Here is a 26169-nt window from a genome sequence, read left to right on the forward strand (position 1 = left end):
CGCTTTCGGTCTCGGTGCCGCCTCGGCGCGGGGCGTGCGCCCGCGGTGAGTCCGTCTAGGAGGACTCGCCGTTCTCGGGCATGCTCGGCTGGTCCTCCGGCGAGAGGAGCGTGACGGCGACCTGCGAGGCGTCGGCGTTCTCCACGTCGGCCCACTCGAGTTCGCCGGGGCGCCATTCCTTGCCGGCGTAGGTGACCGACTCGACGGCGTACATGGTCGAGCGGGTGACCGCCCAGTTGGCGACCGACCAGCCGCGCGTCTCGTCGGGGACGGCGAAGCGGATCGTCCGCCCGTCGGCGGCGCCTTCGGCCTGCCACTCGCTCTGGTACTCGGCGGCGAGCTCGGCGGTGTCGGTCGAGCCGTAGCGGCTGCGGCTGGCGGTACAGGCGATGCCCTCGGCGCGGCCTTCGGCGAAGACCTCGGCCATGTCGGTCGACTCGGTCTCCCATTTGGCGTACTTGTCGGGGTGGCCGCTGATCTGGACGGCCTGGGCGGCCTCGGTCAGCGTCATGGAGTCCCAGCCGTCGATCAGCACGAGCTTCCGGTAGAACTCGTTCGAGGCGTAGACGGGGTCCTGCAGCTCTTCGGCGGTGCCCCAGCCCTGTGAGGGCCGCTGCTGGAAGAGCCCGACGGAGTCGCGGTCGCCGTACTCGATGTTCTTCATCGACGACTCCTGCCACGCGGTGGCGAGTGCGATGACGATGGCGCGCTCGGGCATCTCGTCGCGGGCCCCGACGGCGGCGATGGTCGCCGCGTAGTAGGCCTGTTCCCCGTTGGGGTTGTACTCTTCTCCGTCTCCCGCGATGAAGCAGCCCACGGGCTTCGGCTCCGGGAGTTCGAAGTCGAAGTCCCCGCAGGCGGTGGTCGCGAGGGCGAGTGCCGAGGCCGCGGTGAGGCCCGTCAGTCGCCTGCTCTTCTTGCTGATCGGCATAGGGCTCCTAGATTACCCAGGAGGGGCGCCGTTTCTCGGTGAAGGCGGCCACGCCTTCCTGCCCCTCTTCGGAAAGGAAGTATCGGGCGGTCGTTTCCGCAGCTTGTGCGAGTTCGGAACTGAGATGCGGATGACGCGTGATCTCTTTGATACCCGCCTGCGCGCTCGGGCCGCCCTGGAGGAGGAGGCCCACGGCGGTGTGGAGGGCCTCTTCGACGTCCTCGGAGGGGGCCGCGATGTCGGCCAGGCCGAAGTAGGCGGCGTCCTGGCCGGTGAAGGTCTCTCCGGTGAGGAACAGTTCCCGGGTGCGGGCGGGGGTGAGGCGCTGGGCGACGACCGGTCCGATGACGGCGGGGACGACGCCGAGGCGGACCTCGGAGAAGGCCAGTTTGGCGTCCTCGGCGACGACGGCGAGGTCGGCGGCGGCGAGCAGTCCCATGCCTCCGCCGCGCACGCCTCCGCGGGCGACGACGACGATGGGCTTGGGGCACTCGTCCATGGCGAGGAACAGCGACGGCAGTGCGGCGGCGGGCAGGTCGCCCAGGTCGCGCGCGGCGGCGCTCTCTTTCAGGTCGGCTCCGGCGCAGAAGACCGGGCCGGCGTGGTCCAGGACGACGACGCGGGTTCCGTCGTCGCTGGAGAGCTCCGTGAAGGCCTTGGCGAGCTCGCCGATCAGCGCGCGGGAGAGCGCATTGCGGCTGGAGGGCCGGTTCAGGGTCACGGTGGTGACACCCGTTGTGGCCTTGCTGATGATGAGAGCGTCATTGCTTTGCATAGGGATACTGTAGTGGGCGTGTCCCAGGTGCTCGGAACGGCTCCGCCGTTCACCCCAGTTATCGCTCGAACGGCCTCCTCTTACGAGAAGGGAGGGTCCGGTTTCGGGTTCTACGTCCACGTCCCCTTCTGCGCTTCGCGGTGCGGCTACTGCGACTTCAACACCTACACCGCCTCCGAACTGGGCCGCGAGGTCAAGGTCTCGCGCGAGAACTACGCGGAGTACGTGCGAGAGGAGATCCGCCGCGCCGCCGCCCTGTTCGGCCGGCCCCCGCGGATCGACACCGTCTTCTTCGGCGGCGGCACCCCCACCCTCCTCGACGCCGCCGACCTCGTCGCGATCGTGGGGGAGCTGGACGACGCCTTCGGCCTGGAGCCGGACGCCGAGGTCACCACCGAGGCCAACCCCGAGTCGGTCGACCCCGCCTACCTCAGGGAGCTGCGCGACGGCGGCTTCACGCGCCTGTCGATCGGCATGCAGTCGGCCGCCGGCCACGTCCTGCGGGTCCTCGAGCGCAACCACACCCCCGGACGCGCCCTCGACGTCGTCGGCGAGGCCCGCGACGCCGGCTTCGAACACGTCAGCCTCGACCTCATCTACGGGACGCCGGGGGAGCGGGCCGAGGACTTCGCCGAGACCCTCCGCCAGGCCGTCGCCACCGACATCGACCACCTCTCCGCCTACTCCCTCATCGTCGAGGAGGGAACCGCGCTCGCCCGCCGCGTCCGCTCCGGGGAGGTCCCGCAGCCCAGCGACGACGTGGCCGCCGACCGCTACCTCGCCGCCGAGGAGATCCTCACCGGCGCCGGCTTCTCCTGGTACGAGGTGTCCAACTGGGCCCGCTCCGAGGACGCCCGCTGCCGCCACAACGTCCTCTACTGGGACGGGGGCCACTGGTGGGGCGCCGGACCGGGAGCACACTCACATCTGCCAGGTCTGCGTTGGTGGAACGTCAAGCACCCCGCCCGCTACGGGGAGTGCCTCACACCCGAAAGCTCACTTCCGGTCGCAGACGGTGAGGAATTGACGCAAGGCGATAAACATTTGGAAACGATCCTTCTCAGGACTAGGCTCTCGACCGGACTTCCGCTAGATTTGCCGGGTTCGGATACCCGTCCGGTGATCGACCGCCTCAGCGATGAGGGACTGGTCGTCGTCGACGACGACCGCCTCCGGCTGACCCTCCGAGGAAGACTCCTGGCCGACAGGGTGGTGCGCGACCTCACCGGTTGACCAATCTCCTTGGGAGACCTATGAGAACTTCCCCCGCTTCCCGGCTGGCCCGCCGAAGCGTGCTGACCGCCGCCGGCGCCGGCCTCGTGCTGAGCGCCTGCGGAAACGACGAGGACGAGGGCGGCTCCGGCGCCGACGACACCGCCCCGCCCCGGCCGGAGGAGAGCTCGCCCGAGCCCCAGGCGGAGACCGTCACCATCACCTACGTCGGCGACGCCTTCCCCGGCAAGCACCCCGACCGGATGCCGCCCGACGACGACTTCTTCGCCGACGTCAAGCACCTGTTCAACGGGGACATCGACGTGGCGAACCTGGAGGGCGCGCTCTCCACCGACGAGTGGAGCAAGTGCGAGTCCGGCTGCGTCTACTTCACCCTCCCCTCCGAGTACGCGTCGCTGTACGCCGACGCCGGCTTCGAAGTCCTCAACCACGCCAACAACCACGCCTGGGACGCCGGCCCCGACGGCGCCGCCGAGACGCGCGAGGCCGTCGAGGGGCTCGGCATGCACCTCGCCGGGCACAAGGACACCATCACCACGGTCGAGGCCAACGGGATCACCGTCGCCTTCGTGGGCTTCGCCGGCTACGCCATGTTCACCGACCTCCGCGACCCCGCCGCCTGCGCGGCGCTCGTCGCCGAGGCCAAGTCCAGCGCCGACCTCGTCGTCGCCTCCGCCCACATCGGCGCCGAGGGCGTCGACGCGCGCCACGTCACCGCCGGCATGGAGACCTTCGCCGGCGAGCGCCGCGGCGACCCGATCGCCCTCTCGCGCGCCTGCATCGACGCTGGAGCCGACCTCTACATCGGCCACGGGCCGCACGTCATGCGCGGCATGGAGGTGTACAACGGCAAGCTCGTCGCCCATTCCCTCGGCAACTTCGGCGGCGGCCAGGGCATCCTCGACAACTCCGGCTGGCTCGGAGTCGGCGGCGTCCTCAGCGTCACCCTCGCCAAGGACGGCACCGTGAAGTCGGCCGGGTTCGCGTCCACCCTCATGGACGAGCGCGGCTACCCCGTCCCCGACGAGGAGCACCGCGGCCTCGACGCGATCAACGAACTGGCGTCCGACTTTGGTCCCGACGCCGTCACCGCCGCGCCGGACGGCAGCCTCCTCCTGCCCTGACCTCGTTCTTCACGAAGGCATGCCGAGAAGATTTGGCACTCTCGCCCTAAGAGTGCCAGACTTGGGTGGAGCAGCAGCCGACCAGAGAGGACGTGAGGGTCGATGGACGACCGCAAACTCCAAGTCCTGCGCGCCATCGTCGAGGACTATGTGGCGACGCAGGAGCCGGTGGGGTCCAAGGCACTCACGGTCAACCACGAACTGGGGGTCTCCGCGGCCACCGTCCGCAACGACATGGCCTGGCTCGAAGAGGCCGGCTACATCCACCAGCCCCACACCTCGGCCGGACGCATCCCCACCGACCAGGGTTACCGGCTCTTCGTGGACCGCCTCGAACGCATCCAGCCGCTCTCCAGCGCCGAACGCCGCGCCGTCAACCGCTACCTCTCCGACGCCGGCGACCTCGACGACGTCGTCACCCGCACCGTGCGGCTGCTCTCCCAGCTGACCCACCAGGTGGCCGTCGTCCAGTACCCCAGCCTCAACCGCTCCACCGTCCGCCACATCGAGCTGCTCCGCCTCGCGCCCCAGCGGCTCCTCCTCGTCGTCATCACCGACACCGGACGCGTCGAGCAGCGCCACATCGAACTCGCCGAGGAGATCGACGAGGATCACACCAACGAGCTGCGCACCCTCATAAACGAGAAGCTCATCTCGCAGCCCATCGTCGAGGCCCCGGAGATACTCTCCAACATGCCCGCCGAGGCCCGGCCCGAGCTCCGCGACATCGCGGCAGCGCTCGGCCGCGTCCTCCTCGACGCCTTCATCGACTCCTCCGAGGAGCGGATCGCCGTCGCCGGGGCAGCGAACCTCACTCGCTCCAACACCCCCCTCATGGGCGTCACACCCCTTTTGGAAGCCTTGGAGGAGGAGGTCGTCCTCATGCGACTGCTCGGGGCCGGCAGCAACTCCAACCTGACCGTCCGGATCGGCGACGAGAACGACGTCGAGAGCTTCCGGAACACCACCGTCGTGGCCACCGGATACGGACCCGGGTCCGTGGTCGGGCACATGGGGGTCGTCGGACCCACGCGAATGGACTACCCAGCCACCATGGCCGCCGTGCGCGCCGTGGCCCGGTACGTCTCCGAGATTTTGGAACGCAACCGTTAACACCTGACACTTAGCGAGAACTACTGTGGCGAAAGACTACTACGGCATCCTCGGCGTCGAGAAGGGCGCCTCGGACGCCGAGCTGAAGAAGGCCTACCGGAAACTGGCCCGCCAGTACCACCCCGACGTCTCCGAGGAGCCCGACGCCGAAGAGCGCCTCCAGGAGATCAACGTGGCCTTCGAGGTCCTCATGGACCCCGAGAAGCGCGCCGTCGTGGACGCCGGAGGCGACCCCTACGACCGCTCCGCCGGAGGACCGGCCGGCGCCGGCGGGTTCATGAACTTCGAGGACATCGTCGACGCCTTCTTCGGCGGCTCCATGGGCGGCTTCTCCGGCGGCGGACGCGGCCCCCGCTCCCGCGTGCGCCCGGGCAACGACGCGCTCATCCGCCTGGACCTCTCGCTGGACGAGATGGCCTTCGGCACCGAGTCGACCATCACCGTCGAGACCGCCGTCCTCTGCGACCACTGCGAGGGCCAGGGCAGCGAGTCGGGCGAGACCAAGAGCTGCACCACCTGCGCCGGGGCCGGACAGGTCCAGGTCGTCCAGAACACCATCATCGGCCAGATGCGCTCCGTCCGCCCCTGCTCGGCCTGCAACGGCTACGGCTCGGTCATCTCCGACCCCTGCTCCAAGTGCGGCGGCGAGGGCCGCGTGCGCTCGCGCCGCAAGATCACCGTCAAGATCCCCTCCGGCATCGAGGACGGCATGCGCATCCGCCTCTCCGGCGAGGGGGAGATCGGCCCCGGCGGCGGCCCCGCCGGCGACCTCTACGTCGAAGTCCACGAGAAGCCCCACGAGGTCTTCACCCGCGACGGAGCCGACCTCCACTGCCGCGTGCGCGTCCCCATGACCCAGGCGGCGCTCGGCACCAAGCTCAACATCCACACCCTGGACGACGAGGTCGAGGTGGACGTCGCCCCCGGAACGCAGCCCGACACCGTCAAGAAGATCCGCGGCAAGGGCCTCCCCCGGCTGCGCGGCAACGGCCAGCGCGGCGACCTCTACGTGGAGCTGGACGTCCGCACGCCCACCAAGCTCGACGCGGAGCAGGAGGAGATCCTGCGCAAGCTCGCCGACATCCGCAACGAGGAGATCAAGGAAGTCAAGTCCGGGTCCGGCTTCTTCGCCAAGATGCGCGACGCCTTCCACGGGCACGGCTGACGCCCGCGCCGCACCGAGACTCCGCTGCCCGCCTCTGCGACCCGCAGGGCGGGCACGCCTCTGCTCCGATAGGATTCCGCTGTGACTGAGCCTTACTTCCTGCTCGACGACCTGCCCGCCGGAGACTCCGGCGTCCTGGAGGGCCCCGAGGGGCACCACGCCGCCGACGTCCAGCGGCTGAAGGCGGGGGAGCGGTTGAGCCTGACCGACGGGCGCGGAACGGTGCTCTCGTCGACCGTCACCGCAGTCGCCAAAGGGCGGCTGGAGTACACCGTCGACGAGCGCGAGAACGTTCCCGCCGCAGAGCCCGCGCTGACGCTCGTGCAGGCACTGCCCAAGGGCGACAGGGGGGAGCGCGCGGTCCAGGAGGCCACCGAGATCGGCGTGGACTCCGTGATCCCGTGGCAGGCGGCGCGGTCCATCGTGCAGTGGAAGGGCGCTCGCGGAGAGAAGTCGCGTCAGAAGTGGGCCAGTGCGGCGAGGGAGTCGAGCAAGCAGGCCCGAAGGCCGTGGCTGGCGCGGGTCGAGGAGCTGCACACGACGAAGCAGTTGGTGAAGCGCCTCGAAAGGGCCGACCAGGTGATCATCGCCCACGAAGAGGCCGAGTATCCGCTCTCGCGGGCGCCGCTGGCCGAGTCCGGGGAGATCGCGGTCGTCATCGGCCCGGAGGGGTCCATGACTCCGGAGGAGGTCGAGGCCCTGTCGCGGTTCGCGACGCCGGTCCGCTTGGGGAGCAACATCCTGCGGACGTCGACGGCCGGACCGGCCATCCTGGCGGTGCTGCAGGCCCGCCTCGGCAGATGGTAGTGCTACTTTCCCAGCACTGGAGAAGTGTTGTGCCGGATAGCGGCGATGCTTCGGCGCGAGCGCCTCTCGTCGTCGGGCGGGGCACCGGGGTGGGAATGGTCCCCTCTACCGTTGAGCGGTGACCGCCACCGCCCCGAATCCCACGGCGACCGGCCGAGGACACCTCACCGCCTTCTCCGCCGCCCTCGCCTCAATGACCCTCGTCGGCGCCGCGACACCGGTGCTCGCGCTCCTCGGCGACTATCCCGCCTTCGCCGGCCAGGCGATCCGCTTTGCCCTGGGCGGACTGATCCTGACGGCGCTCATCCCGTTGACCGCCGATCGCTCCCGGAGGGAACCCGTCGAGCCCGGGGACTGGGTCAAACTGGCGGCCATCGGCCTGACCGGCGTGGCCCTGTTCAACGTCTTCCTTCTCCAAGCCCTGGAGCACTCCGACCCCTCGGCCGTCGGGACCGTCATCGGGGGCGTCCCCGTCGCACTGGCCGTCGTCTCGCCGCTCCTGGCCGGAAGAAGGCCCTCCCCTCGGATCCTCGCCGCGGCCGGAGTGGTGACGGCCGGCATTGCCGTGACGGAGGGACTCGGCGGGGGAACCTGGGCGGGCCTGGCTTGGGGCGCCGCGGCTCTGACCGTTGAGGTGGCCTCCCATCTCATCGCGGCCGCGGTGGTGCCGAAGCTGGGCGCCGTCCGCGTCGCCGCCATGGTCAGCCTGGCGGCCGTGCCCATGCTCGCCGGAGCGGCCTTCGTCGAGGACGGCGCGAACGCCTTTCCCGCGCCTACGGGAGCGGAATGGCTTGCCCTGGCCTACCTGGGAGTCCTCGGCACCGCCGTCGCCTTCACACTGTGGTTCACGTCCCTGCCCGTGATCGGTGTGGAGCGCGCCGGCCTCTGCGCCGGAGCGGCACCCGTCGCGGCCGTCGCCGCTTCCTGGCTCCTCGGAACCGAGCCCCCGCATCCGGCCGGGGCCCTCGGCGCGGTGCTGGTCGCGGCGGGTCTCGCGATCGGCATGTGGCGCAGGAGGCGGGGCCCGGAAACGATTAGGATGGACGCATGACTCAAGACGACTGCCTGTTCTGCAAGATCCTCGCCGGCGAGATCCCCTCGACCGAGGTCGCCTCCAACGAGGACGCCTACGCCTTCCGCGACATCAGCCCCAACGCCCCGACCCACGTCGTGGTGGTCCCGAGGCGCCACTACCGCGACGTCGCCGACATCTCCCACAAGGAGCCGGAACTGCTCGGCAAGGTCGCCGCCCTCGCCGCGGAGGTCGCCGACCAGGAGGGCGTCACCGAGTCGGGCTGGCGCCTGGTGGCCAACACCGGCCCGGACGCCGGCCAGACGGTGTTCCACGTCCACTTCCACGTCCTCGGAGGGGAACCGCTGGGTGCGCTGAACGCGGAATAGGTCACGCCGGGGCCGGAAAACCGGACAGCGCGGCCCAAACTCCCCGGTGTTCGGTTTCTTCGTTGCCCGCCCGCTCGGCGGAGGACTACGATTGATGTCTACAGATCACCCACGACGCAATGGAAGCAGGTGGCTAACCCTCCGGGGGCACCGTCTATGACCGATCGACCCACACCGCACGGCGGGCGCACAGCCCAGATCACCGTAGCCGACCAGAAGACCCTGGCAGCCCTCCTCGGACCGGCCGACTCCAACCTCCGATACCTGGAGAAGCGTCACCCTGTCGTCGACTTCCACCTGCGAGGCGACGTCATCAAGCTGACGTCCGAGTCCGACGACCTGCACGCCGTGGAACGCCTCATCAAGGAACTCGTCGCCCTGGCGGAGGCCGGGCAGACGATCGACCCCGACCTCATCCGGCGGACCGAGGGCGTGCTCTACTCCCCGGGGAACACCACTCCCGAAGAGATCTTCACCCACAACATCGTCTCCAAGCGCGGACGCTCCATCCGCCCCAAGACGGTGGGCCAGAAGACCTATGTCGACGCGATCGACTCCCACACGATCACCTTCGGCATCGGCCCGGCGGGCACGGGAAAGACCTACCTGGCGATGGCCAAGGCCGTCCAGGCCCTCCAGGCCAAGGACGTCACCCGCATCATCCTGACGCGACCGGCCGTGGAGGCCGGCGAGAAGCTGGGCTTCCTGCCCGGCACGCTGACGGAGAAGATCGACCCGTACCTGCGGCCCCTCTACGACGCGCTGCACGACATGCTCGACCAGTCGTCCATCCCGAAGCTCATGGAGACGGGAACGATCGAGGTCGTGCCGCTGGCGTTCATGCGCGGCCGTACCCTCAACGACGCGTTCATCATCCTCGACGAGGCCCAGAACACCACGCCGGAGCAGATGAAGATGTTCCTCACCCGGCTCGGGTTCGGGTCCAAGATCGTGGTGACGGGCGACGTCACCCAGGTCGACCTCCCCGGTTCGCAGACCTCCGGCCTGCGGGTGGTGGAGAAGATCCTCGACGGGCTCGACGACGTCCACTTCTCCCGGCTCAACAGCCAGGACGTGGTCCGCCACCAGCTGGTGAGCGAGATCGTCACCGCCTACGAGAAATGGGACGCGACCGCGGAAGAGCGGAACAAGCCCCGCCGGGGCCGGGGTTAGCAAGGGACTGAAGTGGCAATAGAACTCATCAACGAGTCCGGTATCGAGGTCGACGAGGGGGCGCTGGCGGACGTGGCCGTCTTCGCGCTCGGCGAGATGGGGGTCAACCCCGCCGCCGACCTCTCGTTCCTCATCGCGGACATCGACCACATGACCGACCTCAACAAGCGCTGGATGGGCGGATCGGGTCCGACCGACGTGCTGTCGTTCCCCATGGACGACGCCATCCCCTCGCGCCCGGACTCGGGCGAGGGCGAGATGGACGTCCTCGGCGACCTCGTCCTGTCGCCGGAGGTCGCTGAGCGCCAGGCCGTGGAGGCCGGGCATTCGACGCTGGACGAGATGCGCATGCTCACCGTCCACGGCATCCTGCACATCCTGGGCTACGACCACGCCGAGCCGCAGCAGGCCAAGGAGATGTTCGGCCTGCAGAACCGGATCCTCGACGCCTGGCGAAGACGAAGTCCCCAGGGGTAGGCGGAAAAATGGAACTCCAATGGGGAATGATCGCCACGGCGGTCGCGCTCACGATCCTCGGGGGCCTGGCGGCGATGCTCGACTCGGCCTTCAACGCCGTGTCGCCGGCACGCGCCGAGGAACTGGCCGAACAGAACCGGCGGGGCGCCGGCTCGCTGGTGACGGTCATTTCGCGTCTTCCGGCGCACCTCAACGTCCTGATCTTCCTGCGGGTGGCCGCGGAGGTCACCGCCGCGGCCCTGGTCGCGGTCGTGTTCTTCACGCACGTGGACTCGGCTCCCGCCGCGGTCGCCCTGACGGCCGTGGTGATGACGACGGTGTCGTTCGTGGCGGTGGGCGTCGGCCCCCGCACCATCGGCCGCCAGCACGCCTATCCGATCGCGCTGGCGGGGGCCGGCCCGGTCAACGTCGTGACGCGGGCGTTCGGCCCGCTCTCGAAGCTTCTGATCCTGCTGGGCAACGCCCTCACCCCGGGCAAGGGCTTCCGCGAGGGCCCGTTCGCGACCTCGGCGGTGGAGATCCGCGAGATGGTCGACCAGGCCGAGGCCAACGGGACGGTCGACAACGACGAGTCGGAGATGATCAAGTCCGTCTTCGAGCTGGGCGACACGGTCGTCCGCGAGGTCATGGTGCCGCGCACGTCGATGGTGTGGCTCCGCACCGAGGCCGCCGTCGATGCCGCGCTCAAGGTGGCCCTCGAGTCGGGCTACTCGCGCATCCCGGTGGTGGGCGAGGACCTTGACGACATCCGCGGCGTCGCCTATCTCAAGGACCTCGCCCAGGTGGAGGACCGCGAGTCCCCGGTCACCTCGTCCATGCGGGAGGTGACGTTCGTGCCGGAGTCCAAGCCGGTCGACGACCTGCTGCGCGAGATGCAGGCCAAGCAGATCCACATCGCCGTCGTCGTCGACGAGTACGGCGGCGTGGCGGGCCTGGTGACCATCGAGGACATCATCGAGGAGATCGTCGGTGAGATCACCGACGAGTACGACGACGAGTTGCCGCCGGTCACTTGGAACGACGACGGCTCGGCGCGCGTCATCGCGCGGCTTAACCTGGACGAGCTGGCCGAGGAGTTCGGCGTGGACTTCGGTGACGCCGATGTGGACACCGTCGGCGGTATCATGGCCAGCGAACTGGGTAAGGTCCCCGCCGCCGGGGACAGGGTCGTGGTCGCCGGCCTCGAGCTGACCGCCGAGGGCGAAGTGGGGCGCCGCCGCCACATCGAGACCGTCCTCGTCCGGCGGCTCCCGCCCGCACCGATCGACCCGTCCGCCCTAGAAGAAAGCAGTTCCCTCCATGCCTGACCCGCAGACCATGACGGTAGACGACCTCGAGGCGGAGGACGCGAAGCTGGCGACGCTCGCCAAGCAGGCGGCCGGCCGCGTCCCGCAGCTGAAGGGCGCCGCCGTGCGCGACTCCATCGGCCGCACCTACGCGTCGGCCTCCGTGGAGCTGCCCAGCCTGGGCCTGACCGCGCTCCAGGCCGCCGTGGCGCAGGCCGCGTCGGCCGGCGCCGAGGCTCTCGAGGCCGCCGTCATCTTCAACCAGCCCGGCGACGACGCCGGTGTCGAAGCCGTCCGCGACCTGGCGCCCGAGGCGCCGGTGTACGCGGTGAACCGAAAGGACGTGACACGTCTTGCCTAATCCACCTGCCGGAGAACAGCTCGCCGCCGGAGGTTTCCGCGCGGGCTTCTCCTGCTTCGTCGGGCGCCCGAACGCGGGGAAGTCGACCTTGGCCAACGCCATCATCGGCGAGAAGGTCGCCATCACCTCGAACCGGCCGCAGACCACGCGCCACGTGGTCCGGGCCGTGATGCACCGCCCCGGCGCACAGCTCATCCTCGTCGACACGCCCGGTTTGCACCGGCCCCGCACCCTCCTGGGGGAGAGGCTCAACGACCTGGTCCGCTCGACGTGGAGCGAGGTGGACGTCATCGGCCTGTGCATTCCGGCCGATGAGCGGATCGGGCCGGGCGACCGGTTCATCACCAAGGAGATATCCGAGCTCAAGGGCACCGTCGTGGCGGTGGTGACCAAGGCCGACCTGGTCTCTCGCGAGCGGCTCATGGAGCAGCTGCAGGCTGTCGACAAGCTCTACGACTTCGCCGACATCGTGCCCGTCTCGGCCAAGACCGGGAAGAACGTCGACACGCTGGTCGACGTGCTCTCCTCGCACCTGCCCGAGTCGCCGCAGCTGTACCCGGACGACATGGTGCGGGAGGACCCCGAGCGCGTCATGATCTCCGAGCTGGTCCGCGAGGCCGCCCTGGAGGGCGTCAAGGAGGAGCTGCCGCACTCCATCGCCGTGGTCATCGAGGAGATGGAGGACGAGGTCAGCGAGGGCAACGAGCGCCGCCGCATCTACGCGGAGATCTACGTGGAGCGCGACAGCCAGAAGGGCATCGTCATCGGCAAGGGCGGCGCCCGGCTCAAGAGGGTCGGCACGAAGGCCCGCAAGGAGATCGCGGCCTTGATCGACTCCCGCGTCTACCTCGACCTGCACGTGCGCGTCGCCAAGGACTGGCAGCGCGATCCCAAGCTGCTCTCCCGCCTGGGCTTCTGACCCGCTCCCGCAGCGGAGCGAGCGGGAGTCCACCCTGCATGAGCAGCGATAACGCTGGGTGATCGGGGTCACCGATCCCGAGTTTGCGGGCCGTTCACCACTACCGTATAGTTGTCTTCAGCGACGCGGGGTAGAGCAGCTCGGTAGCTCGTCAGGCTCATAACCTGAAGGTCGTTGGTTCAAATCCAGCCCCCGCTACCACGTGAAGGCCGGTTCCTACGGGAATCGGCCTTTTTTCATGCCCCGAGGTCGTCCGCCACGGCGTGGGCAGGCGTGTTCGACCCCGCCGGCGATTCGAGCCGCGGAGCCCGGGTCAGTAGTAGAGCTCTTCCAACTCCGCGGCGGACCCGTGGAAGACGCCCCGGTAGGTGGTCTCGGGGAGCCCCGGTACCTCGACCGGGTCCCAGTACCACTCGAAGGACGCCTCGTCCCAGCCGGCGGGGAGCCCGGGGGCGGCGCTTGCGGGCTCGTGGTGGGACAGCAGGACGCGGTCTCCCATGGCGGGCCAGTCGCCGGTGCACTCGTTCCACCAGCGGGTGTCGGTGTGCACGACCAGGCTTTCGCCCATCTGGTTCTCCCACGTCGTGACGTACCCCTCTATCCAGGTCCGCATCTCCCCGGGCATCTTCCCGTAGCAGTCGGGGCCGGTCGGGTTCGGCGCCAGGTCGACATTGGCGGGGAGCATGTCTCCTTCGATCTCCACGGCCTCTTCGAGGAGGTCTATGTGGGCGTGGGCCTGGCGGGATCCGGTGGAGACGTCGGGCCGGGCCTCGTGGTAGAGCCCACGCGGGACTCCTGCGGCGCCTGATTTCCGGACGTGCTCGAAGAGGCTCGCGTCGGTCTGGTCGAGCCCGGTCAGCGCTCGGACGTAGGCGAAGTCCGCCTCGGCCGCGGCGGCCCTCCAGTCGGCGTTCTCGTGGAGGGAGGTGGCGGCGAAGCCCTCGGGCTCACCCTCCTGCGCGCCGCCGGGTGCGGCGGAGGCCGCGAAGGCCAGGGCCAGGGTCGTCGATATGGTCAGTGATCGCCTCACGGCGTTCCTCCGAAAAGGGTCGGTCGGGCGTGGAATGGCGGGAGTCCGGTCCGATGGCACCACAGAGCCGCTCCCCATCGCGGTACGGCGGGGCGTGTCGCCCGCCGGTCCATCGGCCGGGACGTTGGCGGCCGCCTTCTATTCTGGGGACCGATGACCCAGGACCGAGACGAAACGAGAGAAGACGTGACCCCGAAAGCCTTGTCCCGCAGTCCTCGCCGCATCGCGATCGCCGCCGCGGCCCTGGCCGTCGGCATGGGGCTGGCCGCCTGCGAGGACGGAGACGACACCGCGGCTCCCGAGCCGACCGTCGAAGAGTCGCCGTCCGCCGAGCCTTCGCCCGAACCGAGCGAGTCCGAGAAGGCCGAAGAGCCCGAACCGACCGACCCCATGGAGCTGTACGACGGTTGCGGCGGACGGTTCACGACGTTGCGGGACTTCTCGACGATCGCCGAGCAGGACCCGCAGGAGCTTCAGGCGCTGGCCGACGAGTGGGCCGAGCACGCCGCCACCACGCCCGACGACGGACTGGCGGAGGCCGCCGAGAAGGTGGCCGAACAGCTCGCCCACGCCGTGGAGAACCAGGACCTGTACTATCCGGGCACCGAGGAGTCGCTGGAGCTGGTCAAGCGGAACGAGGACTACGTCGGCGTGTGCAACCGGCTCGACGGCCGCTTCGACGAGTGAGGCCCGCCGGGGACGTGGGCCACACTGGACCCCCGCCGTGGAACGCCATTTCTCAAGTGCCGTACAGTTGTAACCACGACGCGGGGTAGAGCAGCTCGGTAGCTCGTCAGGCTCATAACCTGAAGGTCGTTGGTTCAAATCCAGCCCCCGCTACCACGTGAGAGCCGGTTCCTACGGGAGCCGGCTCTTTTCGCGTCCGCAAACGGATTGAGGCGTGTCGGTGCCCTCCACTAGGATGCGGACATGACTTGGATTGCACCGAAGACCGTCGTTCAGCGCTCCGACCGAAACGGACTGGGCGAGCGCGAACTCCTCGAAGGCTTCCTCGACCAGCACCGCGAGATCCTCCTGGAGAAGTGCGCGGGGCTGACCGAAGAGCAGCTGAAGCAGAAGTCGGCCGCCCCCTCGGGGATCAGCCTGCTGGGGCTGCTGCGGCATATGGCCGATGTCGAGAAGTGGTGGTGGGAGGCGAACTTCCTCGGGCTCGACGAGAAGGACCTCGGTTTCTTCGACCCGGAGCAGGACGACTCCGACTTTAACGACCTGGACGGCGCCCCGGCCGAGGAGGTCTGGGCGGAGTACCTGGCCACCCTGGAGAAGGTTCGCGGAGAGGTGGCCGACAGGGGCCTGGACGAGGAGTTCACCTCCAAGGGCCGCGGCGCTTCGCTGAACCTCCGCTGGATCTACGTGCACCTCATCGAGGAGTACGCCCGGCACTGCGGGCATGCCGACATCGTCCGCGAGCGCATCGACGGGGTGACGAGTTCGTAATGGGTTTCGAGCGCGTCGCCGTCCTCTCCGATGTTCACGGGGTGCTCCCCGCTCTGCGTGCGGTACTGCGGGAGCCGGAGGTTCGCGCGGCCGACCACGTCGTCTTCTGCGGCGACAATCTGGCCGGCCCGCTGCCGGTGGAGACGCTGGAGCTGATGCGCTCGCTGGGCGACCGGGCGACGTTCATCAGCGGCAATGCCGACCGGGAGATGGTCGGGTGGAGCCGTGACGGCGTCGATCCGGGGCACGACGAGTCGCGCTGGGCGGCCGAGCAGTTGTCGGGGGACGAGGTGGACTTCCTCGCCGCCCTGCCTCCCCAGGCGCTCGTTGGAATCGACGGCCTGGGCGATGTGCTGTTCTGCCATGCGACTCCGCGCAACGACCACGAGGTCCGGCTGGTGGACTCGCCGCCGGGGAAGTGGGCGGAGGCCTTCGAGGGGGTGGAGGCTCGGACGGTCGTCTGCGGCCACACCCACATGCCGTTCTTCCGGCTGGTGGACCGCCGCCGCGTGGTCAATCCCGGGAGCGTGGGCATGCCTTACGGTTCCGGTCCGACGTGGTGTCTCTTGGGGCCGGGCGTCGAGTTCCGGGAGACCCTTCTCGACGCGGAGGCTGCGGCGGCGGAGATCGCCGAGCGGTCGGCCTTTCCCGGAGCGGACGAGTTCGGGAGCGGGTATCTCGTCGCGCCGCCCTCTGATGTGGAGGCTCTGGAGGTGTTCACGCCCATGGTGGACTGACGGGGCGTCCGAAAGGTGCGCCGGCTCTGCCTCGGGTCCGGGGGAACGCATAGAGAACTCTGATTTCCTATTCGTGGATGGTGTTGTCGCACAACGGTACTATTGAGACATCACCTCGAAATTTCCCCCGCATCGCTTGCGGGAGAAGGGAACAGAAGATCCATGAGGAAAATCGCAGCGGCCGGGCTGACCGGTCTCATCGCCGTCGGAGCCATCGGGCTCACCGCGAGCGCCGCCTCCGCCAACCCCGTCGAAGAGGACGGCTGGAGCTGGCAGAGCGAAGAGGACCAGGGCTGGTCCTGGCAGAGTGAAGAGGACGCCGGTTGGAGCTGGCAGAACGAGGAAGACCAGGGTTGGTCCTGGTGGAGCGTGTCTCCTGACAGCGTCCACTGGACCTAGGGTCGTCCTCCGACCATAGGAGTGTGAGCGGGCCGGAGCGAAAGCTCCGGCCCGCTTCGTCGTCTCCGAGCCCATCGGGGGAACTCGGTATCCGGCCCCGGCCGGGCGGTCGGGACATTCCGAGGGTGGCCGGCGGCCGAAGGGGCGGTTCAGATCGGCCACCGAGTCGCGGTCACGTGGACGCGGCGGCATCCGCCTCATGCCCGGCCGCCGGAGGGCGGCGTTCAGCAGGCCGGCACGACGGGGTCGTTGCTGCCGGTGTCCATCCAAGCGTCGGAGACGTAGCTGCCGTCCTCCAGGCGGTTCCAGATGTCCGAGGTGTTGCCCCAGGGGCCTTCCATCGCCTCGCCGCGAACGTGGCAGGCGAGCGGCACTTGCTGGCCGTGCGAGACGGTGCGCACGATGCCGGAGCTTGCCCCGGGCCCGTTGCGAACGTTCACTACGCCGCCCGGGTTGTGGGCCGTTCCGAGGACCTCGCTGTAGCCGGGGCCGTAGTTGGTCAGGCAGCAGTTGGAGTTGTACAGCCGGGTGCCGTTGCGCTCTGCCCAGCCCTGGTAGGCGTTCTGCTCGTACCAGGCCCAGCCGCCGACGGTGCGCCCGTTGACGGACACCGCGTCGCCGTTGTACCAGAGCGTCCAGTGCACGTGGTCGCCGTTGGCGCGCCCGCCGCAGGGCAGCTGTTCGCCGATGTGCCCCAGGGGCGCGTAGCGGTCGACGTAGGAGCCGGAGTCGTACCTCGTCTGCTGCCGCAGGTGGTAGTAGCCGGTCGTCCATCCCGCGCCGTGGCGGATCTCCATGTGCGGGGTGCTGGTGCCGCAGTAGTAGTAGATGTAGCCGCCCGCCGAGGCGCGGGTCCATCCGTCGCCGCCGTAGAAGTCGATCGAGTTGTAGGGGCGGGAGGTCCCGGAGTTGCCGTGGACTCCCCAGTGGCGCCAGCCGCCCTGGTCGGCCTGCCACGGCGCGGCCAGTCCGGGCTGTGCCGCCGCCTGTGCTTCTCCGGGGCGTTCGGCGAGCGACTCCTGTTCGCCCGGCGAGGAGAACAGGCGGGAGGGCGCGCGGTCGGCGGCTTCGGCGAACTCCTCGGTTCCGTCGAGGTGGACCTGCCACTGGCCTCCGACGCGTTCGGCGAGGTAGAGGGAGGTGACCGGGCTGGCCTCGACGTCGTCGGGGATGAGGAAGACGGCTCCGCCGAAGGACCATGCGCCGGACTCGTCGCGTGGCTCGATCTGCGGGTCGGGTGTGGACTGAGCGTTGAGGCCGTAGGCCGCGGCCGCTTCTCCGCCCTTGTGCTCGACCATCTCTCGGGCCACGGCGTCCTCGAGGGAGGGCGCGGCCGAGGCCGTCGCCGAGGCGGCGATGACGAGCCCGGCGGCGAGGGTGGCGGAGACGGCGGTCCTGACAAGGTGTCTCATGTGTGCCTCCTAGTGGGTATCGGACAACATGAAGCTTATATTATATATAGACAAATGTCTATTAGAATGTCACACTCGACCATGCGTCGGAAATACTACTAGAGACGGGCCGAACCGCCGGCGTTTCCACGTCGGCGGTTCGGAGAATTCTGCCGGAGAGGGGTCTGCGGTTCGCCCCGAACTGCAGACCCGGCGGATTCCGAAAGCAGTTGGCGGTGAACTGGCGGAGTCCGAGCCGCACTTCGTCGTGAACACGCGCGATCTCGGTACGTTACGCTCTGCGCACTGCCACATCAGGGACCGGAAGCTCTGACGAGCCGGTGCCGGGTTGAGCGGAAGGTCCGGCGGCCACCGGGGCCGCGGAATGCCGAGGGAAAGACGGTCGAGGGCAGACCTGAAAGCCGCGCGCGGTGAATCCGGCCCGGAACTCCGCGACCGGCTAGCCGACTTCGGCGGGCACCTTGGCTTTCTGGCGGGGGACGACGAGCGGCGTGTGCGACTCGGGATCGTCGATGATCTGGCAGGAGAGGTCGAAGACCTTCTCGACCAGATCGGCCGTCACGATCTCCTCGGGCTTTCCCTCCGCGACGATCTCGCCGTCGCGCATGGCGATCAGGTGCGACGCGTAGCGCGCGGCCTGGTTGAGGTCGTGGAGCACGGCCACCAGCGTCCGGCCCTCCTCGTGCAGTCGCGAGCACAGGTCCAGCACCTCGTACTGGTGCGTTATGTCGAGGAACGTCGTCGGCTCGTCCAGCAGCATGATGGGCGTCTGCTGCGCCAGCACCATCGCGATCCACACGCGCTGGCGCTGTCCGCCCGACAGCTCGTCGATGCCGCGCTCGCCGAGGTCCTCCACGCCCGTGCCCGCCATGGCCTCGGCGACGACGCGCTCGTCCTCGCTCGACCACTGCTTGAGCAGCCCCTGGTGCGGGTAGCGTCCGCGGCTGACGAGGTCGGCCACGGTGATGCCCTCGGGCGAGACCGGCGACTGCGGCAGCAGGCCGAGCCGCTTGGCGACGTCGCGCGTCGGCTGGGAGTGGATGTCCTTGCCGTCCAGCACGATCTCCCCGCCCTGCGGCTTGAGCGTGCGGGCGAAGGCCTTCAGCAGCGTGGACTTGCCGCAGGCGTTGGGGCCGATGATCACGGTGAACTCGCCGTCGGGCACCTGGACCGAGAGGTCCCGGGACACCGGGGACTTTCCGTACCCGAGGGTTGCGTTGGAGGCGGAGAGACGGTTGTCGGTCACAGTCGGGTTCCCTTCTTGCGATGGGCCGCTAGGAGCCACATGAGGTAAAGTCCGCCGATCGCGCCGGTCACGGCCCCGGTGGGCAGCTGGCGGTCGACGAAGGCGTGTTGGGCGGCCGTATCGGCGACTACCACGATAGCCGCTCCGAAGACCGCGGAGACGAGAAGATTGGGTCGGTCACCCCGGCACAGAGTCCGGGCGATGTGAGGCGCCGAGAGGGCCACGAACGCCAGCGGTCCGGCCACCGCCACCGCCGCGGCGGTGAGCAGGCAGGCCAATCCGAGGGCGGAGCGCGTCGTCAGGGCGACGTTCACGCCCAGCCCCGTCGCGGTGTGAGTGCCGTAGCGCACACCGTCCAGCGAGCGGCTCAACAGTAGCGCGGCGACGAGCCCGGCCACTGCCGCGAATCCGACAGTCGCCGCCTGCCCCCAGTCGCTCCCGGAGAGGTCCCCGGTCATCCAGTAGACGGCCTTGGAAGCCACCACGACGTCCTGCGTGCGGGTCAGCAGATAGCCGTTGAGGCCGGTGAACATGGCCGAGCAGCCCAGGCCGATGAGGATCAGGCGGTAACCGGTGGTGGAGTCGATCCCCCTCAGCAGCAGCGTGAAGAGGACGCCCACGCCGACGGCCGCAGCGCCGGCGAAACCGGCGATGGCGAGGGGAGCGGTGCTGATGCCGAAGACGATGCACACCAGCGCGCCGGTCGTCGCGCCGGAGGTGATGCCCAGCAGGTCGGGGCTTCCCAGCGGATTGCGGGTGAGGGTCTGGAAGAGCGAGCCCGCGCAGCCGAGGGCGGCGCCCACGAACACGGCCGTCAGCAGGCGGGGCAGGCGCAGTTCGAGGACGATGAAGTCCTCGGCGGCCGTGCCGTCGCCGACCAGGATCGCCAGGGTGCGCCCCAGGCCCTTGCCGGTGTCCCCGGCGCTGAGGGCATAGAGCCCCAACAGGGCCAGGACGGCCGTCGCGGCCAATCCGGCGATGAGGCTGCGGCGGTGCGAGCGGACCGACAGCGAGCCGATCCGCTTGACGACATGGCTCGGGGAGGGACTGTGGACCGTGCTCACAGGGCCGACACCTTCTTCCGGGACACCAGGTAGACGAAGAACGGACCGCCGACGATCGCGCACAGGACGCCGGCCTGCACCTCGCCGGGGCGGGCGATGAGCCGGCCCAGCACGTCGACGGCGACCAGGAAGACCGCGCCCCCGAGGACGCTCAGCGGCAGGATCCACCGGTGGTCGACCCCGGCGAGGGCGCGCACCAGGTGGGGGATGACGAGGCCCACGAAGACGATCGGGCCGCACGCGGCCGTGGCCGTGCCGGCCAGGAGCGTCACGCTGGCGATGATCGCCACCCGCAGGACGGTCGGGTTGAGCCCCAGCCCGCGCGCGGCCGACTCGCCGAGCGCCAGGGCGTTGAGCGGGCGGGCCAGAAGGAGTCCCGCGACGATGCCGACGGCCATGAGCACGACGGTGAGCGTCAGGGGAACCGAGTGGGCACTCGCGAGCGACCCGACCGACCAGAACCGCATGGTGTTGACCGTGGCGGCGTCGAGGACCTGGATGCCCTGGACGTAGGCGATTCCCGCGGCGGTGATCGCGGCGCCCGACAGCGCGAGGGCAGCGGGCGTGGCCCTGCCGCCGCCCGCAATGAGGTAGCAGGCCGTCGCCGCGGCGGCCGCGCCCAGGAAGGCGAAGGGCAGGGAGGTGAGGAAGCTGGTGACGCCGAAGAAGTACGAGGCGGACACGACCGCCACGGCGGCCCCGGCGTTGACGCCGAGGAGGCCGGGGTCGGCCAGGGGGTTGCGGGTGGCCGCCTGGAGGAGCGCGCCGGCGAGCCCCATGGCGGCTCCGGCGGCCAGTCCGATGACGGTCCGGGGGACGCGCAGGCCGTTGACTACCGCGTAGGAGTCGGAGGCCGGGTCGGTCAGCCCCGGCCAGATCTCGGAGAGGGGGATGTCCTTGGACCCCAACGCCAAAGACAGGACGGTCAGAACGGGGACGGCGATCAGCAGTAGGACCAGGCCCGTCTTCGGTGAACGGCGGAGCCGGGGGGCTCGGCTCCGCTCGACCGTGGCGGTGGACACGTACGGCCTCCAGACTGTCGGACGATATCGGACTTAGGTTAGCCTAATCAATGATAATGAAGCCCGGCCTAAACCGACCGGCGGGAGTTGCCTCCGACACGACCCCGTCAGCCAGGCCCGATCTCTAAGGAGAGACATGGAGTTCACCGTCAACCGCCGCGCCCTTCTCGCGGGCGCCACCGCCGCCGGCCTCGCCGGAACCCTCGCCGCCTGCGGCGGGGAAAAGGACCAGAAGGGCGGATCCGGTTCGTTCACCTTCACCGACGACCGGGGCGAAGAGGTCAAGCTCGACGCCGCGCCGACCGGCGTCGTCGCCTACTCCTACATGGCCGCCGCCCTGACCGACTTCGGCTTCAACGGGTTCACCGGCGTCTTCGGCCCCACCCTCGACGGGGACGGCAACCTCCGCCCCGAAGTCGAGGGGCTCGACAAGGACGCCGTCGAAGTCATCGGAAACGCCTTCGGCGAGTTCGACGTCGAGAAGTACGCCGGCCTGGAGCCCCAGGTCCTGCTCGACCACTACTACAACACCCCCGAGTCCCTCTGGTACATCCCCGAGGACTCCAAGGACAAGATCCTCAAACTGGCCCCGCAGGCCGCCCTCAACGTCGACGACGGGTCCAACACCCTCGCCGACATCATCCAGCGCCACGAGGACCTCGCCAAGGCCCTGGGGGCCGACGTCGAGGCCGACTCCGTCGCCGAGCAGAAGGAGGAGTTCGACGCGGCCGTCGAGGCCCTCAAGACCGCAGCCGCCGACAAGCCGCTCAAGGTGCTGGCCTGTTCCGCCGCGGAGGACCGCTTCTACGCCTCGGTCCCCGCCTCCTCCAACGACCTGCGCTTCTTCGAAGAGCTCGGCGTGGAGTTCATCGTTCCCGACAGCCCCGACGAGCAGGGCTACTTCGAGGACCTCTCCTGGGAGAACGCCGGCAAGTACGAGGCCGACGTCCTGCTGCTGGACGCCCGCGCCGGCGTCGCGCTGCAGCCCGACGAGCTGTCCGACTTCCCGACCTGGAAGGCCCTCAAGGCCGTCCAGGCCGACCAGATCGTGCCCTGGTTCTCCGAGCCGCGCTACTCCTGGAGCGGTTCGGCCGGGAACGTCCAGGCGCTCGCCGACATGATCGCCAAGGGCGACGCCGTCGCTTAAGACGAGGGCATAGCCGAGTAGGCCGCGGGGCGGGGCGCAGGAGCGTCCCGCCCCGCGGTGTCCTCAGGGGGAGTGGGAAAGCGGAGCCTATTCGGCCGGCCACCTCACGAACGAGGAGTTTCCTTTGGGCGACTGACGGCCGGCGGCCTCCGTTGCGGGAACGCCGTCCGGAGTGTCCGCCCTTTCCCTAGATGTCGCCGCGCCTCCGCAACAGCAGCAGGAACACCGGCACGCCGATCAGCGCGGTGAACACGCCGACGGGCACCACCTGCGGGGCGAACGCCATCCGGGCGAGCGCGTCGGTCCAGATCAGGAACACCGCCCCCGTCAGCGCCGAGGCCGGCAGGAGCGCCTTGTGCCCGGGCCCGACGATGTACCGCATGGCGTGCGGAACGATGAGCCCCACGAAACCGATGGCGCCGACCGAGGCCACGGCGGCGGCCGTGAGGAACGCGGTCAGGATCAGGAAGACGATCCTATTGGCGTTCACCCTGATCCCGAGCGCGGTGGCGGTCTCGGAGCCGAGTGCGAGCCCGTCGAGCGCCCCGGACCGGGCCCAGATGATCCCTCCGCACACCGCCAGGGCCGCACCGCAGATGACCACGTTCTCCCACCGCGACGGCGCGAGGGACCCCAGGAGCCAGTGCGTGAGCGAGCGGGTGGCCTCGGCGTCCCCGGCGGACATGAGGATCAGCGAGGAGACCGCCGAGAACAGCTGCCCGATCACCACTCCGGTCAGGACGATGGTGATGGGCCGCAGCACCTTCCGCCACAACAGCGCCATGAGCAGGGCGAACGAGGCGACGGCCCCGATGAACGCTCCGCCGGTGAGCCCGACGACCGAACCGCCCAGCCCCAGCACGACCACCGCGACCGCCCCGGCCGACGCACCGGAGGCGATGCCCAGCAGATAGGGCTCGGCCAGAGCGTTGCCGGTGACGGTCTGCAGCGTGACCCCGCTGACGGCCAGCAGCGCCCCGACGATCGCCGCCATGAGGACGCGCGGCAGGCGCAAGTCCCACAGCAGGGAGTCGAGCAGCCCCGGCAGGGGAGTACCGCCGATGCCGAGCCGCGCCAGTGCGCTCTGTGCGGCCTCTCCGTAGGTCACCCCGTCGACGCCCAGGGGCGTTGTCAGGGCGATCGAGGCCGCGAGGACGACGAGGGCGCCGACGTAGAACAGGGTCCTGCGCCGGTTTCCGTCCGCGCCGGGCGACGGCGTTCCCCGCCGCCTCGGACGCGTCGCAGCCGGCGCGGTCCCGTCGGCGGAAGCCGTCGCCGCGGTCCTAGTCGACATAGCCGAGCTTCTGCAGGCCCTCCACGAATTGGTCGAGCACGTCGACGGAGCGGACGCTCGGGTCCATGGCGATGCCGGGGACCTCGATGAGGCGGTCCTCCTTCACCGCGTCCATCTGGGAGGTGACGGGGTTGTCCCGGAGCTCGTCGATCTTGTCGGAGGCGGAGTCGCCGGGCATGCCCCGTTCGGAGATGTCGCCGAGGACGATGACGTCGGGCTCGCGCAGGGCGATCTCGTCGATGGAGACCTCCGGCCAGGCCTCGTCGACGTCGGCGAAGACGTTCTCGACTCCCATGGTGTCGCTCAGGGCCTGGGGGATACCGTCGTTGCCGGCGACGTAGGGCTGTCCTTCGGCGAAGGAGTAGACCCAGGCGACCTTGAGCCCGTCGATCTTCTCGCCGGCCTCGGCGGCGTCGTCGAGCTTCTGCTGCTGGGCGTCGACCAGGTCGGACGCGCGGTCCTCGACGCCGAAGACCTCCCCTATGTTCGCGTAGTCGGTGAAGAGGCGGTCGAAGGCGGTGTCGCCCTCGGACATCTCGGGGCAGCTGACGCTGGAGGCGTAGGTGGGCAGGCCGAGGTCGGCCAGTTCCTCGCGGGTGCCCACGCCGTCCTTGGAGTAGTGCTCCTTGAAGCCGGAGTAGACGAAGTCGGGGGCGGCCTCGCGCAGCTGCTCGGCGGTGAGCCAGGAGTCGTTGAGGACCTCGACGCCCTCGAACTCGTCCTGATAGCGCTCGGGGACGTCGGTGCGAAGGTTGGCGGTGCCGTGGACGCGGTCGCCGAGGCCGAGCTCGAGGAGGATCTCGAGGCTGTTCTGGTCGAGGGTCACGGCGCGTTCGGGGGCCTTGTCGACCTCGACGGTGAAGCCGCAGTTGGCGATTCCCTCGCCGGAGGAGACGTCGTCCTCCTGGGCGGAGCCGCAGGCGGCGGTGGCGAGCACGGAGGCCGCTGCCAAGGCGGCCAGGGATTTCGGGTATCGGGACATGGCGCCACTGTAGGGAACCGGTGGGTAGGCGTTCGCTCACCTCGTTGCGAAGGAGATTCGCATGACACTATCGCCAGTTTCTTGCAATAGACAATTCACCGGGCGGTGAATTTCTGTGGTACTGTGAATTCACCAACGGATGAAATACGGGGGAGAAATGAGCGACTCCATCGTCGTCGACCGGCTGACAGTGCGGCGCGGGCACCGGCCGGTCCTGCACGGAATCAACGCCCGCATGCCCAAAGGCTCCATCACCGGCCTCCTCGGGCCCTCCGGCGCCGGAAAGACCACCCTCATGCGCGCCATCGTCGGCACGCAGAAGGTCCGCTCCGGCGGCGTCACCGTCGAGGGCCACCCCGCCGGATCCGCCGCCCTGCGCTACCGCATCGGCTACGTCACCCAGGACAACGCGATCTACGGCGACCTCACCGTCGAACGCAACATCGCCTACTACGCCGCCCTCTACCGCGCCCCCAAAGGCGCCGTCAAGAGCGTGCTCGCCCAGGTCGGCCTCACCGACCACGCCGGACAGCGCGCCGACCGCCTCTCCGGAGGACAGCGAACCCGCGTCTCCCTCGCCTGCGCCCTCGTGGGAGACCCCGACATCCTCGTCCTCGACGAACCCACCGTCGGACTCGACCCCGTCCTGCGCGAACAGCTCTGGGACGACTTCCGCGACCTCGCCGACGACGGCAGGACCCTCGTCGTCTCCAGCCACGTCATGGACGAGGCCGACCGCTGCGACCGCGTCGTCCTCATCCGCGAAGGACGCGTCGTCGCCGACGAGACGCCCGCCGCACTCAAGAGGGCCACCGGAACCGACGACCTCGACGAGGCGTTCCTGACCGTCATCCGCTCCCGAGAGGAGGACTGACCATGTCCGCCCGCCTGACCTTCGTCACCGCCGGACGCGTGCTGGCCCAGCTCGCCGGCGACAAGCGCACCCTGGGACTCATCCTGGTCGTGCCCACCGTCATGATCGCCCTGATCCGCTACATCCTCGACACCCCGGCGATCTTCAACACCGTCGGACTCATCCTCCTGGCGGCCTTCCCCTTCATGCTCATGTTCATGACCACCTCCATCACCCTCCTGCGCGAGCGCACCCACGGCACCCTGGAGAGGCTGTTCACCACGCCTTCGGGCAAGGGCGACATCATCACCGGCTACGCGCTCGCCTTCGGGCTGGCCGCCGCCCTACAGTCGACCATCGCCTCGATCCTGGCCTACACCTGGCTGGGCCTCGAGACCGCCGGCCCGGCCTGGGCGGTCGTCCTCACCGCCGTCGTCTCGGCCCTGTTCGGCATGGCCCTGGGGCTCTTCGTCTCCGCCTTCGCCACCACCGAGTTCCAGGCCATGCAGTTCATGCCGATCTTCGTGGTGCCGCAGCTGCTCCTGTGCGGGCTCATCTGGCCGCGCGAGCGCATGGCCGACTGGCTCCAGGCCGTCTCCGACTGGCTGCCGCTGACCTACTCCGTCAAGGCGCTGGAGGACGTCCAGACCGCCGCGTCAGTGGAGACCGCCTTCTGGGGCGACCTCGGCATCGTGGTGGGAGCGACCGTCGTCGCCATCGCCTTCGGGGCCGCGACCATGCGCCGGCGCACGGATTAAGC

The 26169-nt window shown here is 69.4% G+C and carries 28 protein-coding genes and 2 tRNA genes; 21 read left to right on the forward strand and 9 right to left on the reverse strand.

Annotated elements, in window-relative coordinates:
- Positions 1-55 precede the first annotated feature (55 nt).
- Together ACFTE1_RS02410 and ACFTE1_RS02415 are read right to left on the reverse strand one after the other, a co-directional pair.
- Positions 56-931, reverse strand: a complete 876-nt coding sequence (locus ACFTE1_RS02410; protein WP_380618320.1) for a hypothetical protein — start codon at positions 929-931, stop codon at positions 56-58.
- A gap of 7 nt (positions 932-938) precedes the next feature.
- Entirely contained in the window at positions 939-1706 is a 768-nt protein-coding gene (locus tag ACFTE1_RS02415; protein WP_380618322.1) for an enoyl-CoA hydratase/isomerase family protein, read from the reverse strand.
- 60 nt (positions 1707-1766) lie between these two features.
- Here ACFTE1_RS02415 and hemW point away from each other — a divergent pair, with 60 nt between their 5' ends.
- From hemW to ACFTE1_RS02480, 13 genes are all read left to right on the forward strand, one after another.
- On the forward strand, positions 1767-2939 hold the full coding sequence (hemW, locus tag ACFTE1_RS02420; protein ID WP_380618519.1) for a radical SAM family heme chaperone HemW: 1173 nt from the start codon (positions 1767-1769) through the stop codon (positions 2937-2939).
- Between the two features lie 20 nt (positions 2940-2959).
- Positions 2960-4063 (forward strand): CapA family protein, encoded by a 1104-nt coding sequence (locus ACFTE1_RS02425; protein WP_380618324.1) that lies wholly within the window; start codon positions 2960-2962, stop codon positions 4061-4063.
- A 102-nt stretch (positions 4064-4165) separates the two neighbouring features.
- On the forward strand, positions 4166-5176 hold the full coding sequence (gene hrcA, locus ACFTE1_RS02430) for a heat-inducible transcriptional repressor HrcA (RefSeq protein ID WP_380618326.1): 1011 nt from the start codon (positions 4166-4168) through the stop codon (positions 5174-5176).
- Between the two features lie 25 nt (positions 5177-5201).
- Positions 5202-6341 (forward strand): molecular chaperone DnaJ, encoded by a 1140-nt coding sequence (gene dnaJ, locus ACFTE1_RS02435; RefSeq protein ID WP_380618328.1) that lies wholly within the window; start codon positions 5202-5204, stop codon positions 6339-6341.
- A gap of 81 nt (positions 6342-6422) precedes the next feature.
- Positions 6423-7148: a 16S rRNA (uracil(1498)-N(3))-methyltransferase gene (locus tag ACFTE1_RS02440; protein WP_380618330.1), complete on the forward strand. Its 726-nt coding sequence runs from the start codon at positions 6423-6425 to the stop codon at positions 7146-7148.
- A gap of 118 nt (positions 7149-7266) precedes the next feature.
- Entirely contained in the window at positions 7267-8199 is a 933-nt protein-coding gene (locus ACFTE1_RS02445; RefSeq protein ID WP_380618332.1) for a DMT family transporter, read from the forward strand.
- Complete coding sequence (locus ACFTE1_RS02450) at positions 8196-8549, forward strand: histidine triad nucleotide-binding protein (RefSeq protein WP_380618334.1); 354 nt, start codon at positions 8196-8198, stop codon at positions 8547-8549. Before ACFTE1_RS02445 ends, ACFTE1_RS02450 begins: the two co-directional genes overlap by 4 nt.
- A 156-nt stretch (positions 8550-8705) precedes the next feature.
- Positions 8706-9722, forward strand: coding sequence for a PhoH family protein (locus tag ACFTE1_RS02455; protein ID WP_380618336.1), 1017 nt, complete (start codon positions 8706-8708; stop codon positions 9720-9722).
- Positions 9723-9734: 12 nt separating this feature from the next.
- On the forward strand, positions 9735-10199 hold the full coding sequence (gene ybeY, locus ACFTE1_RS02460; RefSeq protein ID WP_380618338.1) for an rRNA maturation RNase YbeY: 465 nt from the start codon (positions 9735-9737) through the stop codon (positions 10197-10199).
- 8 nt (positions 10200-10207) lie between these two features.
- Positions 10208-11506: a hemolysin family protein gene (locus ACFTE1_RS02465; RefSeq protein WP_380618340.1), complete on the forward strand. Its 1299-nt coding sequence runs from the start codon at positions 10208-10210 to the stop codon at positions 11504-11506.
- Positions 11499-11846, forward strand: coding sequence for a cytidine deaminase (locus ACFTE1_RS02470; protein ID WP_380618342.1), 348 nt, complete (start codon positions 11499-11501; stop codon positions 11844-11846). The genes ACFTE1_RS02465 and ACFTE1_RS02470 overlap by 8 nt, the downstream gene beginning before the upstream one ends.
- Positions 11839-12765: a GTPase Era gene (gene era / locus ACFTE1_RS02475; protein ID WP_380618344.1), complete on the forward strand. Its 927-nt coding sequence runs from the start codon at positions 11839-11841 to the stop codon at positions 12763-12765. Before ACFTE1_RS02470 ends, era begins: the two co-directional genes overlap by 8 nt.
- Before the next feature lie 124 nt (positions 12766-12889).
- Positions 12890-12966 (forward strand) — tRNA-Met (locus ACFTE1_RS02480).
- 112 nt (positions 12967-13078) lie between these two features.
- On the opposite strand, the gene ACFTE1_RS02485 is transcribed toward ACFTE1_RS02480, so the two are convergent.
- Positions 13079-13795, reverse strand: a complete 717-nt coding sequence (locus ACFTE1_RS02485; protein WP_380618346.1) for a GH25 family lysozyme — start codon at positions 13793-13795, stop codon at positions 13079-13081.
- A gap of 186 nt (positions 13796-13981) precedes the next feature.
- On the opposite strand from ACFTE1_RS02485, the gene ACFTE1_RS02490 reads away from it, so the two are divergent.
- From ACFTE1_RS02490 to ACFTE1_RS02510, 5 genes are all read left to right on the forward strand, one after another.
- Positions 13982-14482 (forward strand): hypothetical protein, encoded by a 501-nt coding sequence (locus ACFTE1_RS02490; RefSeq protein WP_380618348.1) that lies wholly within the window; start codon positions 13982-13984, stop codon positions 14480-14482.
- 79 nt (positions 14483-14561) lie between these two features.
- Positions 14562-14638 (forward strand) — tRNA-Met (locus ACFTE1_RS02495).
- A gap of 87 nt (positions 14639-14725) precedes the next feature.
- Positions 14726-15253, forward strand: a complete 528-nt coding sequence (locus ACFTE1_RS02500) for a DinB family protein (protein WP_380618350.1) — start codon at positions 14726-14728, stop codon at positions 15251-15253.
- Complete coding sequence (locus ACFTE1_RS02505; protein WP_380618352.1) at positions 15253-15990, forward strand: metallophosphoesterase family protein; 738 nt, start codon at positions 15253-15255, stop codon at positions 15988-15990. The genes ACFTE1_RS02500 and ACFTE1_RS02505 overlap by 1 nt, the downstream gene beginning before the upstream one ends.
- Positions 15991-16152: 162 nt before the next feature.
- Positions 16153-16389: a hypothetical protein gene (locus tag ACFTE1_RS02510; protein WP_380618354.1), complete on the forward strand. Its 237-nt coding sequence runs from the start codon at positions 16153-16155 to the stop codon at positions 16387-16389.
- Positions 16390-16613: 224 nt separating this feature from the next.
- On the opposite strand, the gene ACFTE1_RS02515 is transcribed toward ACFTE1_RS02510, so the two are convergent.
- From ACFTE1_RS02515 to ACFTE1_RS02530, 4 genes are all read right to left on the reverse strand, one after another.
- Positions 16614-17801, reverse strand: a complete 1188-nt coding sequence (locus ACFTE1_RS02515) for a peptidoglycan DD-metalloendopeptidase family protein (RefSeq protein ID WP_380618356.1) — start codon at positions 17799-17801, stop codon at positions 16614-16616.
- Positions 17802-18240: 439 nt separating this feature from the next.
- Entirely contained in the window at positions 18241-19047 is an 807-nt protein-coding gene (locus ACFTE1_RS02520) for an ABC transporter ATP-binding protein (protein ID WP_380618358.1), read from the reverse strand.
- A complete protein-coding gene (locus ACFTE1_RS02525) occupies positions 19044-20111 on the reverse strand; it encodes a FecCD family ABC transporter permease (protein ID WP_380618360.1) in 1068 nt (355 codons plus the stop codon). The genes ACFTE1_RS02520 and ACFTE1_RS02525 overlap by 4 nt, the downstream gene beginning before the upstream one ends.
- On the reverse strand, positions 20108-21058 hold the full coding sequence (locus ACFTE1_RS02530; RefSeq protein ID WP_380618521.1) for a FecCD family ABC transporter permease: 951 nt from the start codon (positions 21056-21058) through the stop codon (positions 20108-20110). The genes ACFTE1_RS02525 and ACFTE1_RS02530 overlap by 4 nt, the downstream gene beginning before the upstream one ends.
- 211 nt (positions 21059-21269) lie before the next feature.
- On the opposite strand from ACFTE1_RS02530, the gene ACFTE1_RS02535 reads away from it, so the two are divergent.
- Positions 21270-22280 (forward strand): ABC transporter substrate-binding protein, encoded by a 1011-nt coding sequence (locus ACFTE1_RS02535; RefSeq protein ID WP_380618362.1) that lies wholly within the window; start codon positions 21270-21272, stop codon positions 22278-22280.
- A 187-nt stretch (positions 22281-22467) separates the two neighbouring features.
- On the opposite strand, the gene ACFTE1_RS02540 is transcribed toward ACFTE1_RS02535, so the two are convergent.
- Positions 22468-23574: a FecCD family ABC transporter permease gene (locus tag ACFTE1_RS02540; RefSeq protein WP_380618364.1), complete on the reverse strand. Its 1107-nt coding sequence runs from the start codon at positions 23572-23574 to the stop codon at positions 22468-22470.
- On the reverse strand, positions 23564-24556 hold the full coding sequence (locus ACFTE1_RS02545) for an ABC transporter substrate-binding protein (protein ID WP_380618366.1): 993 nt from the start codon (positions 24554-24556) through the stop codon (positions 23564-23566). Before ACFTE1_RS02545 ends, ACFTE1_RS02540 begins: the two co-directional genes overlap by 11 nt.
- A gap of 157 nt (positions 24557-24713) precedes the next feature.
- Between ACFTE1_RS02545 and ACFTE1_RS02550 the strand changes: the two genes are divergently transcribed.
- On the forward strand, positions 24714-25430 hold the full coding sequence (locus tag ACFTE1_RS02550) for an ABC transporter ATP-binding protein (protein ID WP_380618368.1): 717 nt from the start codon (positions 24714-24716) through the stop codon (positions 25428-25430).
- Positions 25431-25432: 2 nt separating this feature from the next.
- Positions 25433-26167: an ABC transporter permease gene (locus ACFTE1_RS02555; protein WP_380618370.1), complete on the forward strand. Its 735-nt coding sequence runs from the start codon at positions 25433-25435 to the stop codon at positions 26165-26167.
- Positions 26168-26169 lie beyond the last annotated feature (2 nt).

Origin of the sequence: Salininema proteolyticum (assembly GCF_042685645.1) — a bacterium.
GTDB lineage: Bacteria > Actinomycetota > Actinomycetes > Mycobacteriales > Micromonosporaceae > Salininema > Salininema proteolyticum.

Bases quoted from the DNA above. Each gene is read 5' to 3' on its own strand.
- ACFTE1_RS02410 (WP_380618320.1), bottom strand. From the start codon at position 931: ATGCCGATCAGCAAGAAGAGCAGGCGACTGACGGGCCTCACCGCGGCC.
- ACFTE1_RS02415 (WP_380618322.1), bottom strand. From the start codon at position 1,706: ATGCAAAGCAATGACGCTCTCATCATCAGCAAGGCCACAACGGGTGTC.
- ACFTE1_RS02425 (WP_380618324.1), top strand. From the start codon at position 2,960: ATGAGAACTTCCCCCGCTTCCCGGCTGGCCCGCCGAAGCGTGCTGACC.
- hrcA (WP_380618326.1), top strand. From the start codon at position 4,166: ATGGACGACCGCAAACTCCAAGTCCTGCGCGCCATCGTCGAGGACTAT.
- ACFTE1_RS02450 (WP_380618334.1), top strand. From the start codon at position 8,196: ATGACTCAAGACGACTGCCTGTTCTGCAAGATCCTCGCCGGCGAGATC.
- ACFTE1_RS02455 (WP_380618336.1), top strand. From the start codon at position 8,706: ATGACCGATCGACCCACACCGCACGGCGGGCGCACAGCCCAGATCACC.
- ACFTE1_RS02465 (WP_380618340.1), top strand. From the start codon at position 10,208: ATGGAACTCCAATGGGGAATGATCGCCACGGCGGTCGCGCTCACGATC.
- ACFTE1_RS02470 (WP_380618342.1), top strand. From the start codon at position 11,499: ATGCCTGACCCGCAGACCATGACGGTAGACGACCTCGAGGCGGAGGAC.
- ACFTE1_RS02500 (WP_380618350.1), top strand. From the start codon at position 14,726: ATGACTTGGATTGCACCGAAGACCGTCGTTCAGCGCTCCGACCGAAAC.
- ACFTE1_RS02505 (WP_380618352.1), top strand. From the start codon at position 15,253: ATGGGTTTCGAGCGCGTCGCCGTCCTCTCCGATGTTCACGGGGTGCTC.
- ACFTE1_RS02510 (WP_380618354.1), top strand. From the start codon at position 16,153: ATGAGGAAAATCGCAGCGGCCGGGCTGACCGGTCTCATCGCCGTCGGA.
- ACFTE1_RS02515 (WP_380618356.1), bottom strand. From the start codon at position 17,801: ATGAGACACCTTGTCAGGACCGCCGTCTCCGCCACCCTCGCCGCCGGG.
- ACFTE1_RS02535 (WP_380618362.1), top strand. From the start codon at position 21,270: ATGGAGTTCACCGTCAACCGCCGCGCCCTTCTCGCGGGCGCCACCGCC.
- ACFTE1_RS02540 (WP_380618364.1), bottom strand. From the start codon at position 23,574: ATGTCGACTAGGACCGCGGCGACGGCTTCCGCCGACGGGACCGCGCCG.
- ACFTE1_RS02545 (WP_380618366.1), bottom strand. From the start codon at position 24,556: ATGTCCCGATACCCGAAATCCCTGGCCGCCTTGGCAGCGGCCTCCGTG.
- ACFTE1_RS02550 (WP_380618368.1), top strand. From the start codon at position 24,714: ATGAGCGACTCCATCGTCGTCGACCGGCTGACAGTGCGGCGCGGGCAC.
- ACFTE1_RS02555 (WP_380618370.1), top strand. From the start codon at position 25,433: ATGTCCGCCCGCCTGACCTTCGTCACCGCCGGACGCGTGCTGGCCCAG.